This is a genomic window from Bacillus sp. FSL E2-8900, assembly GCF_037966225.1.
Taxonomy (GTDB): Bacteria; Bacillota; Bacilli; order Bacillales; family Bacillaceae_G; genus Bacillus_A; species Bacillus_A cereus.
The window spans coordinates 4,018,963-4,032,081 of the sequence record NZ_CP150193.1; the positions used below are offsets into that span (position 1 = coordinate 4,018,963).

Here is a 13,119-nt window from a genome sequence, read left to right on the forward strand (position 1 = left end):
AGTTTAACCAACATTTATATGTATAATTTCTAACTAAAATGCAAGATTTTATTTCTGAATATTGGCACTTTTTATTAGGGGGAGTATCAATGAAAAAAACTACATCTACACTATTAAGCATGGCGCTTGTCTTTTCTAGTTTTGGAGCTTTAAGTGCTCATGCTGAATCACTACAAAAGGAGAAGCAATTTAGTCCACAATTAAAAACAACGATTGAACAGTGGGGAGAACATAAAATCGCTCAAAATGTTGAAACGAAAACAACAAAAGAAATATCAGTAATTGTAGAATTACAACATGCACCTCTCGCTGCTCAAAGTAATATTCAGCATGCTCCAGATTTACAAAATAGTAATGCACAGTCTTATCATGCTGAGCTCAAAAAAGCACAAGAAGATACGACTAAGAAAATAAAAGAAAAAGCACCTGGTGCAAAAATTAAAGAAGTGTATAATACGTTATTTTCCGGATTCTCTATTTCAATTCCTGGAGATCAAATTACCTCTCTTGCCTCTTTACCTGAAGTAAAAGCAGTCTATCCGAACTTAACATATAAATTACATGAAACATCAAAAAGTGCTATTAACGAAGAAGCACCAAATATCGGTGGACCGACAATTGGTGCACCTGAAGCGTGGAATTTAAAAGATCCATTTGGCAAACCGCTTGATGGAAAAGGCATGAAAATAGCCATTATCGACTCTGGCGTAGACTATACACACCCTGACCTAAAGGCAAATTATATCGGTGGATATGACACGGTTGATGAAGATAACGATCCAATGGATGGTAACGTACATGGTACTCATGTAGCTGGAATTATTGCGGGTAACGGAAAAATTAAAGGCGTTGCTCCAAACGCTTCTATTCTAGCCTATCGTGTAATGAATGACGGTGGAACTGGTACAACAGATGATATTATCCAAGGAATTGAGCGAGCAATTCAAGATGGTGCGGATGTGTTAAACCTCTCCCTTGGGCAGGATTTAAATGTACCTGATCAGCCTGTAACATTAACGTTAGAACGAGCAGCGAAACTTGGTGTTACTGCTGTCGTTTCAAATGGAAATGACGGACCAAAACCTTGGTCTGTTGATGCTCCCGGTAACGCAAGTAGTGTCATTTCTGTTGGAGCATCTACGGTTTCTATCCCGTTTCCAACATTCCAAGTAACTGGTTCCAGCAAAACATATCAAGGGTTACCATTATCAAAATCCGATTTTCCAATAGAAAATGATTCTCCTCTTGTATATGTTGGTTATGGCAATCCAAGTGATTATGCAAAACAAGATGTGAAAGGGAAATTCGCACTTATTTTACAAGGTACTTCTAGTACATTAGTAAAAGCAGAACAAGCGAAGCAAGCTGGTGCACTTGGTGTGTTATTAATCTCTAGCGAAAAAGAAATTAATATGATGCCGGAATATTTTTCGCGTGAACATCTAGCTGTCCCAGTAATGCAATTATCAAATACAAATGGGGAAGAATTAAAAACTTTAATTACAAAACGAAAGAAAAATATAAAAATTGGACAACCAAAGCAAACAGAACTTATCGGTAACTTTAGTTCAAGAGGACCATCACAAGGAAGTTGGCTAATAAAGCCTGATGTTGTTGCACCTGGAGTACAAATTACTAGTACAGTACCGCGAGGCGGCTATGAATCGCATAACGGAACAAGTATGGCTGCTCCGCAAGTAGCTGGAGCGGTTGCCCTCTTGCGTCAAATGCATCCTGATTGGACGACAGAACAATTGAAAGCGGCTCTTGCCAACAATGCCAAAACATTACATGATGTCAATGAAAATACATACCCTGTTATGGCACAAGGATCTGGTTTAATTAACATTCCGAAAGCAGCTCAAACAAATGTATTAGTAAAACCTAACAATGTCAGCTTCGGTCTTATTAAGCCCAATAGCGGAAAAGTAAAACTGACGCAAAATGTTACATTACAAAACCTTTCTAGTAAAAAGAAAAGTTTTTCAACTCGTGTGGAATTACTAGATGCAAACACAAAAACAAAAGTAAAAGCTTCTGTCCCTTCATCGATTAGCATTCAACCGAATAGTAGTACCGAAAAACCATTTACTATCACTGTAGATAGCTCACTACAACAAGGTGTGTATACTGGAAATGTATATGTAAAAGAACAAGGGGCAAAAGAAGAAATTCGAATTCCATTCACATTTAGTATCGATCCTAAAGATTATAAACGTATCGATGGACTTGAAATTATTAATTCTACTTTTAGCCCAAATGGCGACCACGTACTAGATGATAATCTCATCAACTACTATTTAGTTGCGCCTGTGGATGATATCACATTGCATGCAAATTTAGTTACGAAAGAACGTGTAACGTATCAAGGGATTATCCATCAAGCTAAAAATGCAACTCCTGGGTATAAATCTTTCAAATGGAATGGTACAAAAGCAGATGGCACTCCTTTAACTGATGGGCTATATCAAATTGAAGCAGTTGCTTCTAATTCTGGCGGGGAAACAAAGCAAACAGCTGCTGTATTTCTTGATCGAACTGCACCTAAGTTAACACACGAGGTTGACCAAGAAAATCTCGTAATTAGAGGAAAAGTTGATGATATTCTACTAGATTGGATGTCAGAATCTGGTTGGATAGCACCTGGTATTCCAGTGAGAATGCAATATGAAATTAACGGAAATGGTGTATGGGAACAGGCATTCCTGAACCCTTGGGAGAAAAGCTATGACATTTATTTCGATCGCACTCAATTACAAGAAGGAAAAAATACTATTCACATTGTAGCAACTGATGCAGCTGGCAATACCTCTAATTTAACTGTTAATTTAGAAGTGAAATAAAGTAAAATTTTAATCAGTGGAGATTTCGTTCATCCCCACTGATTATTAGCCTTCACCAATCGGGAGTTACGGGCAGTTAATCTCCCATCTCACTTCTTTGCTCCAACCGAATTTTGAGGTAGGAATTTTACTGCTCATTAACACGGGATAAAAAATTTTTGTTGACAATTTTTTTAATATAGTTTTATAATACAAAACATAGTTTAGTTGAACGAATTATATATCGGCTTTGAAGGAATACTAGTAGCGACTTATATCACTGTCTCAGAGAACTGATGGTTGGTGCGAATCAGTACATATACAAGCGTGAATTACAATTCTGGAGCTTCTTTCCCGTAATGCTTTTTATGCATGAAGAGAAAGACGGATCTTTCCGTTATCGTAAAGTGAGTGGTAAACAATTAGTTGTTTACAAATAGGGTGGTACCGCGATTTTTATCGTCCCTATCGGATTTTCCGATAGGGACTTTTTTGCGTCCATCCTCTTACACAATTTCATATATACGCGTTGAAAGAATCGCAGTAGTATCTTATATCCCTGTTACAGAGAGCTAATGGTCGGTGGAAATTAGCACATATATAAGTATGAATTACAATTCTGGAGCTTCTTTTTCGTAGTGCTTTTATGCATGAAGGAAAAGACGGAATTTTTCCGTTATCATTAATTGAGATGTAAGTATATTTTCACTTACAAATAGGGTGGTACCGCGATTCTTTCGCCCCTATCGGATTTTCCGATAGGGGCTTTTTCTATTTCTCACAGAAACAGATGTTAAATAATTCCGAATCTTATGATAAAATTTTATAAGCGCTTACAAATAATGAAGGGAGGTGATACAAGCTATACGAAATCGATATTCAATTTTATAGAAAAAAAGGAGGATGTCTAAATGACAAAGAAAACAGAAATTCCATCGCATTTAAAACCATTCGTATCCACACAACATTATGATCAATACACACCGGTGAATCACGCTGTGTGGCGTTACATTATGAGACAAAATCATAGCTTCTTAAAAGACGTTGCTCATCCAGCCTATGTGAACGGACTACAATCATCTGGTATTAATATAGATGCAATTCCAAAAGTAGAAGAAATGAATGAGTGTTTGGCACCAAGTGGCTGGGGCGCTGTAACGATTGACGGACTTATTCCCGGCGTAGCATTCTTCGATTTTCAAGGACACGGATTACTACCGATCGCAACAGATATTCGGAAAGTAGAAAATATCGAGTACACACCAGCTCCAGATATCGTACACGAAGCCGCAGGACACGCACCGATTTTACTTGATCCTACATATGCAAAATATGTGAAACGTTTTGGGCAAATTGGTGCAAAAGCTTTCTCTACAAAAGAAGAACATGATGCATTTGAAGCTGTTCGTACATTAACGATAGTGAAAGAAAGCCCTACTTCTACTCCTGATGAAGTTAAGGCTGCTGAAAATGCTGTAATTGAAAAACAAAACTTAGTTTCTGGTTTATCAGAAGCTGAACAAATTTCACGTCTTTTCTGGTGGACAGTAGAATATGGATTGATCGGAAATATAGATGATCCAAAGATATATGGTGCTGGTCTCCTTTCTTCTGTTGGCGAAAGCAAACATTGCTTAACAGACGCTGTAGAAAAGGTTCCATTTTCTATCGAAGCATGTATAGGGACAACTTATGACGTAACAAAAATGCAACCACAACTATTTGTTTGTGAATCCTTTGAAGAATTAACAGATGCGCTTGAAACATTTTCTAAAACAATGGCCTTTAAAACAGGTGGAAAAGAAGGTTTAGAAAAAGCAATTCGCTCTGAGAACTATGCAACAGCTGAGCTAAATAGCGGATTACAAATTACAGGTACATTTAGCGAGACAATTGAAAACGATGCAGGTGAATTAATTTACATGCGAACAAATTCGCCAACGGCATTAGCACTTCATAATAAACAGTTAGCGAATCATTCTACTTCTGTACACAGTGACGGATTTGGAACACCGATTGGATTACTCACTGAAAATATTGCATTAGAAAATTGTACAGACGAACAACTACAATCATTAGGAATTACAATTGGAACTATCGCTGAGTTTACTTTTGCAAGTGGTATTCATGTAAAAGGAACAGTAACAGATATTGTAAAAAACGATAAGAAAATTGCTCTTATTTCCTTTATCGATTGCACAGTTACTTATAACGCCCGCGTTTTATTTGATGCTTCATGGGGCGCATTTGATATGGCTGTTGGCTCACAAATCACTTCAGTATTCCCAGGTGCCGCAGATGCCACAGCATTTTTCCCAATGGATGAAGAAGTTCACGAAATTCCTGCTCCACTTGTACTGAATGAACTTGAACGTATGTATCAAACAGTTCGAGATATTCGAAGTGAGGGGATTTTACACGACGCGCATATCGATCAATTAGTAGCAATTCAAGAAGTATTAAATAAATTTTATGCGAAAGAATGGTTACTGCGCCTTGAAGTATTAGAGTTACTTTTAGAGCATAACAAAGGGCATGAAACATCGGCAGCATTACTACATCAACTTTCTACTTTCACAACTGACGAAGCTGTAACACGCCTTATTAACAATGGTCTTGCGTTACTTCCAGTAAAGGATGTGAAAAATGATGCTAAGATTAACTGAAGAAGAAGTTCACGAAGAATTATTGAAGGTAGATAAATGGATGGTAAAAGATGAGAAATGGATTGAACGAAAATATATGTTTTCCGACTACTTAAAAGGAGTCGAATTTGTCTCTGAAGCCGCCAAACTATCAGAAGAACATAATCACCATCCATTTATCCTTATCCAGTATAAAGCAGTTATTATTACTTTGTCATCTTGGAATGCAAAAGGTTTAACGAAACTAGATTTTGAGCTTGCAAAACAATTTGATGAACTATTTTTACAAAATGAAAATGCAATTATTAGAAAATAAAAAAGAGAAGCCTTTTTAGGCTTCTCCTTTTATTTGGAAATGGATACAATGTCCAAATGGATCCTCGACTTGTAATATTCCATCTTTGTACGTAGCAATCTTACCAATATTTTTTAAGCTTTCACATACTTGCTCTTTTTGTTTTTCATCCGCTAATACAATTGTGAAATATTTCAAACCAACAGAACCTGGCATTTGCGGTGGTACCCCTTCACCTTGCCATGTATTTAAACCGATATGGTGATGATAGCCACCTGCTGATACGAACAACGCTCCATTACGAGCTGGGATTGTTACTTCAAAACCAAGACCATCAACATAGAAACGTTTCGCTTCCTCTAAATCAGCTACATGGAAATGAATATGCCCCATCACAGTACCAGCTGGAAATCCACTCCATGTACTTCCTTGCTGCAATAATTCTTCACCAGCTAACGGGTTACTAACAAATGGGAGCTCTCCATTCTCATCACGCCAAACTTCTTTTTGTCGATCATGATAAATTTCAATCCCGTTTCCATCTGGATCAGCTAAATAAAGAGCTTCACTAAAGTAATGATCGGCCCCGCCATGTAGTGGATATACCATTTCTACAAGATGACGAAGAACATTCGCTAAATCCTGCCTACTTGGTAATAAAATTGCGTAATGATATAACCCTGTTCTTCCTCTTTGCTTCGGAAAAGCTTCTTTCTTTTCTTCAATGATAAGAAGGGGTTCATCATTTTCATTCCCAAATGTAACGACTGCTTCTTCTTCTCTTAGCACCTTCATACTTAGTACTTCCGTATAAAACTCTAGTGATTTCTTTACATTAGATACGTATAAATGAACAACATCAAGTGTTGTATCGGGATGAAGTTGAAAACTCATCTTGTTAGCCCCCCCATTTAAATTAGTTCTTCTTTGACATTTTTTCTTTTAAGAAATTATCTACAAAGCCATCAGCTTTTGCAACAAATAAGTATGCACCCATTGCTAATAATGCAAGTTCTAATTCGAAACCAGGATTTTTTCCATCTCCCAATAAACCAGCTGACCATTTCACTTTTACGATTGCTCCAACCATAACAAGTGCAAATAATAATCCAATATATCTTACACCTAAACCTAGAATTAATAATAGACCTCCAACTAATTCAAACGTTGCTACACCGTATGCAAGTCCTCCTGGTAAACCAATACTTGTAAACCATCCTGCAATATTGTCAATTCCTGATTGGAATTTTGTTAAACCGTGCATGAAGAATGTTACCCCTAACACGATACGAATAATTAAGTTACCAATATGTTGATTCATTTCATTCTCTCCTTTATAGTTTTCTTATACAAAACTTTTATTTACATTACAAAACATACACTAATTTTTTTTATTCGTCAATTCATTTTCACTGGGAAAAAATATATTTTTTTTGCTATGATACAAATAGTTGTTTACAAAAAGGAGCTTGATTTTATGAATATTGGTTCTGCAATACGTGAAATTCGTCAACGTAGAGGCATAACAATTGCACAAATTTGCGAGGGAACAGGTCTTTCTAAAGGATTTATGAGTCAGGTTGAAAATAATAAAACATCACCATCTATCTCAACTTTAGAAACGATCTCCAATTTTTTAAACGTTCCCCTTCCCTATTTATTGTTAGAGCAAAAAGATCGATTAAAAATTGTCAAAAAAGAAGAACGGAAATACAGTGTATACGGCAAAGATGAGCAAAGAATTGAACATGTTGCGGAGCAAGGGGGCCTTCGCCTATCTTTAGTAGAAATCCCTACTGGATTCCCGAAAGAAAATTCACCAAATGCCCATGAAGGGGAAGAATGTCACCTTGTATTACGCGGAAAATTAGAAGTTCAGCACGGTGAAGATATTGCAATTGTAGAAGAAGGTGATTCTTTCTCATGGAATGCATGCGTTCCTCATATTGTTCGTAATATAGGAGAAGAAACTGCATTATTACTCATCTCTAGTTATGCAGAAAATCGAAAACGTGTTTACTAAATAATAAAAAAGAAGCCTGTTAAACAGGCTTCTTTTTATCCCCTTATAATTCCATAACTTGTCCCAACTAGTACAGTCTTCTCATGCTGATTGCGATAAACTGACTCGATTGAAACTTTTTTATAGCCTTCCATTTGCTCAACATTTGTTAAAGTTAGTTCACAAGTGATCGTATCTCCTGTGAAAACTGGTCTAATAAACTCACTTACTAATTCTCTTGCTATGTAATGTAACTCTTCTCCCACTTTCGTCCCAATGCTAGCAGTCAATAAACCATGAACCATTAATCTTCCATTTTCATCGTATTCCACATGGTGTCTACCTTTATCACCGGTAATATTTGCAAATTCAAAAACTTCTTCCTCAGTAAATCTTCTTTCATATTTAAATACATCCCCAGCTTTTACACTCATTTTTATCCCCCTAATAATAAACAGAATTTTCTTTTATTTTATCATAAAACGAGCCTCAATCCATTCTCTATTATCAAAAGTCTCAAAATTACCTCGCTATACTTTTTTACTTTCCATTCATTTATCGGTGACCATCTCTTTTTGCGACTTGATATCCATAATACGCACATGTTCCATTTCTCGATAGCTCTCTAACTTCAAATCCACAGCTTCTATAAAAATCAAAATTGTTCGCTGATGTATGCGCAAACCAATCACCGTGGGGAAGTTTTTGCAGGCAAAGAGCTACAAGCTTCTTACCTAATCCCTTCCCTCTATATTCACACTTCACAACTAAATTTACTATGTTCGCAATCATAATTCCATCAGAAATGACTCTAACCATCGCAATCATCTCTTCCTCATCCCAAATTGTGAAAGCCCATGTTGAATTTTCGAATGCTATCGTAAATTTTTCAATTTGCCAAGAAGGGATATTATCATTACTCCAACCGGCATCTTCAAATAAAGCTTTAATTGCATATGCTGGTACACTACTCGTTCCCTCACGAATAATAAGTCCATTATGATAAATGTACATGTAACCCCTCCCTTTATTTTCATATACCATTCTTCAAAAAATGCAATTTACCTTTAAAAAAGTAATTTTTTCATCCAACACGCTTAATAGAATAAACTAGAGCATCGATTCCATGAAATGACGTTGTTTTCTCGTAGCTGAGCCCAGTTTTTCTAGCAACAAATATTGAGGCGGGATGATTCGGATTAATAAGAGAAATTAATTTATTCATTCGTAATGCTTGGAAACCATAGTCACGAAATGCTGCCGCCGCTTCTTTTGCATACCCTTTTCCCCAATACTGAGGAAGTAACCAATAACCAATTTCAATTTCCTCTTTTCCATCTATTTTCTGCTTTACCAGCCCTGCATGACCAATTCTTGTTCCCGTTTCCTTTTCAATCAATACAAATAAACCGAGACCGTTTTTATAGCTAGGAATCACCCATTCCTCCAGACTTTTTTTACACTGTATATATGTTTTTAATGTCCCATTTCCAATATAACGCATTACCTTCTCGTTCCCCCATAGTGAAGCGTAGAACTGTAAATCATCCATTGTATATTTGCGAATTTGTAAACGTTCTGTATGAAACATGCTGGCACTCCTTTCCACTAATTTATTCTTCATTTCACGATCATGTTTTGTATGTATACAGTATGTTACTATTTATTATAAAGTGAAACTTTAATCAGTGGGGAATTTTGTTCACCCCACTGATTATTAGCCTTTACCAATCCGACGTTTACAGGCAGTGGATCTCCCGTCTAACTTCTTTTCTTTAACTGAATTTTTAGGCGAGAGTCTTACTGCCTGGAAAATAGCGGGATAAATGAACCAACGATAAAATACAGAATATTCATTCTAAATAACTAAAAAAAGCAGTAGACAAATATTGTCCACTGCATCCATATCATAACTAGCATAAAGAAAACTACAATTGAGGGGGGGTAGGATTTTCAAATATACTAGATACTTATCCCGTTCTAACGGGCGGTAAACTTTCCAATTGTTTCAAGTGAAAAGTTTACCGCACATAAGAACTTCCTTCGTTCATTAAGATAGTATTGCTAAATAATCATATACACGCTTAGATTTCTCTCCACCCATTCGTGCATGTTGAAGAAGAGAAATACCATGAGGGCCAGATGCACGCAATGCTTCTGGTTGAGCTACTAAAATAGCTTGTACAACTTCTAATTCACCAAGCATAGCTGCTGCAAAAATATCCATCCGAGCACCCTTTTCTAGTAAATAAAGAGCAATATCTTTACGACCTACATGTGCCGATGCGCCTAACGCACTTTCCCAATCTGATCCACCCCAATTATAAGAGGCGTGAAGTAAGCTTGGTGATTCAACCAATAGCTCTTGTACTTTCTCTAAATCCCCGTGAGCTGCCATAACAAATTCTCTTACTAATTCCGTGGTAATACGCTCTTCTGTTTGCATCGCTCTTCTCCCCTTTTAGAAATTCGTTTCGGTGTAAAAAAAGGCTTGTCACTTCCTTGAAAAATATCTACATCTATGCCAAATACATGTTGAAACATTTCATGGCATAGTACTTCTTCTGGTATACCATCATACTGAATCTTTCCTCGCTTTAATACAAGTAAACGATCGCTATATTGAGCAGCTTGGTTAATGTCATGTAAAACCATTATAATTGTCATTCCAAACTCCTCATTTAATCGTTTCACAAGTTCCATTACTTCCAACTGGTGAACGATATCTAAAAAGGTTGTTGGTTCATCCAATAATAAGACATTTGTACGTTGCGCTAACGTCATCGCAATCCAAGCACGTTGCCGTTCCCCTCCTGATAAAGAATGTAAAAGACGATATTCATACCCTTCAAGATTTGTAACAGACAATGCCCAATCAACAATTTCTTCATCTTCTTTATTTAAGCGGCTACTCCATGATTTATGTGGACCTCTTCCGAACTCAATTAGTTCTTTCACTGTTAAATCTAATTGATGATCATGCATTTGCGGTAACATTGCTAATTGCTTCGCTACATCAGCACTCTTCATCATATGAATATTTTTCCCATCTAAAATGATGTCCCCTTCGCTTTGTTTCAGTAGCCTTGCTATTAAACGAAGCAAAGTAGATTTTCCCGATCCATTCGGACCAATTAAACTAACGATTTCTCCAGCCTTAATATGTACATTCATATTTTGCATTTGAAATCTTTCAGAGTGTGCGTAAAACACTTTGTTAACGGAAATCACTTTGTTTTCCTCCTCTATGAATTAAATATAAGAAGAACGGACCACCTAAGAAGGACAGTAAAATACCAACAGGCAATTCGATTGGGTCAAACCAACTTCGAGCTATTGCATCCGCAAAAACAAGTAATACCCCGCCGCCAAGGCATGATAAAGGTAGCAAATATCTATAATCATTTCCAACTAATAAACGTAGCATATGTGGTACGACAAGACCGACAAATCCAATAAGACCAGACACACTTACTGCAATTCCAGCTAATAATGTACTTACTACGATTAAATAAAACCGACTTTTTTCCACATTATGTCCTAATAACTTTGCCATTTCATCTCCAAGCATTAACACTCGAATATGCTTAATACCAAAGAAAGCTAATATAATGGCGAATATTGCATAATAAATAATCATGTTTAAATGTGCCCAACTTACACCTCCAATACCGCCCGCTAACCACGGTAACACCGATTGTACTTTGTCACTATGTAATAACATTAATGCTGACGTTGCTGCACCAATTAATGCATTGATCGACACCCCTACTAAGACGATTCTTGAAGGTGGTGCCCCTTTTTGCCATGATAAAGCATAAATAACCATCGCTGTTATGAAAGCTCCTAAAAACGCCCCTAGTGGTAAAAAAGCTAGATGCTGTGGGAATAAAATCATGATGACAATTGCTACAAGGCCTGCTCCAGATGAAACTCCGATAATACCAGGATCTGCAAGAGGGTTTCTCATAACCCCTTGTAGCAGTGTACCAGATGCAGCTAAACATGTTCCTACTATAAACCCAATAAGCACTCTCGGTATGCGAAGATCCCATACAATTCGATGAACTGTCGAACCTTCCTCTTGTATACCTGTTAAAATATCTCGTATAGAAAAGGATAAACTTCCTGCGAAAAGACCGTACAAGAGACCTAGGATTGTTAATACAACTAAAGTAACTGCTATTATCCATCTTTTTTTCGCAAAAGGATGTTCCTTTTCTCTTACTACTTCACTACTTTCCATACGTATCATTTCCTTACATCTTGTATACTTTTATACATAAAATCCATTGCTTCTGTAACTTTTGTACCAGGATTAGATCCAAATAAATCAGGTGGCAAAATAACTACGCGGTTTTGTTTTACTGCCTCTAAATTTTTCCACGCTTCATTTTTCATCATTTCGCCTTCGAATGCTTTTTTCACACTTTTTGGATCTCCGTGTGTAATTAAATAAATCACATCTGGATTCGCCTCAATAATACGTTCTACACTTAGCTGTGCATATTGCGGATATTCTTTCGTTTCTGGAAAATCAGAAGCAATATTTTTTCCGCCTGTTTTTTCTAAAATATCACCTGATAAAGATGTTGGTAATGCCGCTAAATAAGTACCTGGTGCGCCATACACTAGCAATGCTTTCACATCGCTCTTTTTCTCATATTTCTTCATTTGATCATTCATTTTTTGATTAATTTCTTTTGCTTTATCTTCTTTCTTCATTACCGTTCCATATAATTCAATATTCTTTTGAATATCTTGTACAGAATTCGCAGAAGAAATGATAACTTGCGTTCCTTGTCCTTCAACCGTTGGCACATTCTTTTGGAATCCATTGTTAGCAACAAGTACATCGGGCTTTAAACTAGCAATTTGCTCAAAATTCGGTTGATGTGCATTCCCAATTACTTGTGCTTTCTTTAACTCCTCTGGAAGAGTTAATTTCGTATCCGGGCGACCTACTATTTTTCCACCTAAAGCATGAATAATATCCATGTCCCCCATACTTAATGTTGCAAAATTTTCTGGCACTTTATCGAATGTTACCTTTCTTCCTGATAGGTCGGTAATTTCGATTTTCTCTTTTCCTTTTTCTGTTTTGGTTGCAGACGCTTTTTCGTCCCCTTTGGCACTGCAACCTATTAACAAGAAAAAAATAGATAAAATCGCTGTAAATAGCGTAATAGATTTTTTCATTCCTTCACCTCTAATTGATAATGATAATCATTAACTACTATTCTACTTTAATTGATAAGGATTATCATTGTCAACACGAAACGCATACATTTTTCTACAAAAAACAAAAAGCGTGACAAAAAGATTTTTTCTTTTCGCCGCGCTCTAGTTAACAAT

13 protein-coding genes and 2 other annotated features are annotated in these 13,119 nt (G+C 36.6%); of the genes, 4 read left to right on the forward strand and 9 right to left on the reverse strand.

Translation table 11 applies throughout. The features are described from left to right. Positions 1-89 precede the first annotated feature (89 nt). From NST90_RS20600 to NST90_RS20610, 3 genes are all read left to right on the forward strand, one after another. Positions 90-2,843: a S8 family serine peptidase gene (locus NST90_RS20600; protein WP_097862316.1), complete on the forward strand. Its 2,754-nt coding sequence runs from the start codon at positions 90-92 to the stop codon at positions 2,841-2,843. Between the two features lie 220 nt (positions 2,844-3,063). Further along, positions 3,064-3,292 (forward strand) — a binding site (T-box leader). Positions 3,293-3,342: 50 nt separating this feature from the next. Further along, positions 3,343-3,570 (forward strand) — a binding site (T-box leader). A gap of 163 nt (positions 3,571-3,733) precedes the next feature. Further along, positions 3,734-5,488, forward strand: coding sequence for an aromatic amino acid hydroxylase (locus NST90_RS20605; RefSeq protein ID WP_048536266.1), 1,755 nt, complete (start codon positions 3,734-3,736; stop codon positions 5,486-5,488). Next, a complete protein-coding gene (locus tag NST90_RS20610) occupies positions 5,469-5,783 on the forward strand; it encodes a 4a-hydroxytetrahydrobiopterin dehydratase (RefSeq protein ID WP_000979538.1) in 315 nt (104 codons plus the stop codon). The genes NST90_RS20605 and NST90_RS20610 overlap by 20 nt, the downstream gene beginning before the upstream one ends. Before the next feature lie 15 nt (positions 5,784-5,798). Here NST90_RS20610 and NST90_RS20615 read toward each other — a convergent pair whose 3' ends face one another. Together NST90_RS20615 and NST90_RS20620 are read right to left on the reverse strand one after the other, a co-directional pair. Then, the gene (locus NST90_RS20615) at positions 5,799-6,656 is read right to left on the reverse strand and encodes a VOC family protein (RefSeq protein WP_048536265.1); all 858 of its coding nucleotides are present in this window, start codon (positions 6,654-6,656) and stop codon (positions 5,799-5,801) included. Positions 6,657-6,678: 22 nt separating this feature from the next. Next, the gene (locus NST90_RS20620; RefSeq protein WP_001071553.1) at positions 6,679-7,083 is read right to left on the reverse strand and encodes a DoxX family protein; all 405 of its coding nucleotides are present in this window, start codon (positions 7,081-7,083) and stop codon (positions 6,679-6,681) included. 156 nt (positions 7,084-7,239) lie between these two features. On the opposite strand from NST90_RS20620, the gene NST90_RS20625 reads away from it, so the two are divergent. Continuing rightward, positions 7,240-7,785: an XRE family transcriptional regulator gene (locus tag NST90_RS20625; RefSeq protein WP_001020693.1), complete on the forward strand. Its 546-nt coding sequence runs from the start codon at positions 7,240-7,242 to the stop codon at positions 7,783-7,785. 35 nt (positions 7,786-7,820) lie between these two features. Here the strand turns inward: NST90_RS20625 and NST90_RS20630 are convergent, their stop codons facing one another. The 7 genes from NST90_RS20630 to NST90_RS20660 all read right to left on the reverse strand — a co-directional run bounded on the left by NST90_RS20630 (position 7,821) and on the right by NST90_RS20660 (position 12,963). After that, the gene (locus tag NST90_RS20630) at positions 7,821-8,198 is read right to left on the reverse strand and encodes a MaoC/PaaZ C-terminal domain-containing protein (RefSeq protein WP_000111564.1); all 378 of its coding nucleotides are present in this window, start codon (positions 8,196-8,198) and stop codon (positions 7,821-7,823) included. A 121-nt stretch (positions 8,199-8,319) separates the two neighbouring features. Further along, positions 8,320-8,778, reverse strand: coding sequence for a GNAT family N-acetyltransferase (locus tag NST90_RS20635; protein ID WP_000276126.1), 459 nt, complete (start codon positions 8,776-8,778; stop codon positions 8,320-8,322). A gap of 70 nt (positions 8,779-8,848) precedes the next feature. Next, the gene (locus NST90_RS20640) at positions 8,849-9,388 is read right to left on the reverse strand and encodes a GNAT family N-acetyltransferase (protein ID WP_139848815.1); all 540 of its coding nucleotides are present in this window, start codon (positions 9,386-9,388) and stop codon (positions 8,849-8,851) included. A gap of 426 nt (positions 9,389-9,814) precedes the next feature. Further along, the gene (locus tag NST90_RS20645) at positions 9,815-10,210 is read right to left on the reverse strand and encodes an ankyrin repeat domain-containing protein (RefSeq protein WP_001192766.1); all 396 of its coding nucleotides are present in this window, start codon (positions 10,208-10,210) and stop codon (positions 9,815-9,817) included. Then, positions 10,177-10,995, reverse strand: coding sequence for an ABC transporter ATP-binding protein (locus NST90_RS20650; RefSeq protein ID WP_006926759.1), 819 nt, complete (start codon positions 10,993-10,995; stop codon positions 10,177-10,179). The genes NST90_RS20645 and NST90_RS20650 overlap by 34 nt, the downstream gene beginning before the upstream one ends. After that, positions 10,982-12,010, reverse strand: a complete 1,029-nt coding sequence (locus tag NST90_RS20655; protein WP_002024813.1) for an iron ABC transporter permease — start codon at positions 12,008-12,010, stop codon at positions 10,982-10,984. The genes NST90_RS20650 and NST90_RS20655 overlap by 14 nt, the downstream gene beginning before the upstream one ends. A gap of 5 nt (positions 12,011-12,015) precedes the next feature. After that, positions 12,016-12,963, reverse strand: a complete 948-nt coding sequence (locus NST90_RS20660) for an ABC transporter substrate-binding protein (RefSeq protein WP_000748452.1) — start codon at positions 12,961-12,963, stop codon at positions 12,016-12,018. Between the last annotated feature and the right edge of the window lie 156 nt (positions 12,964-13,119).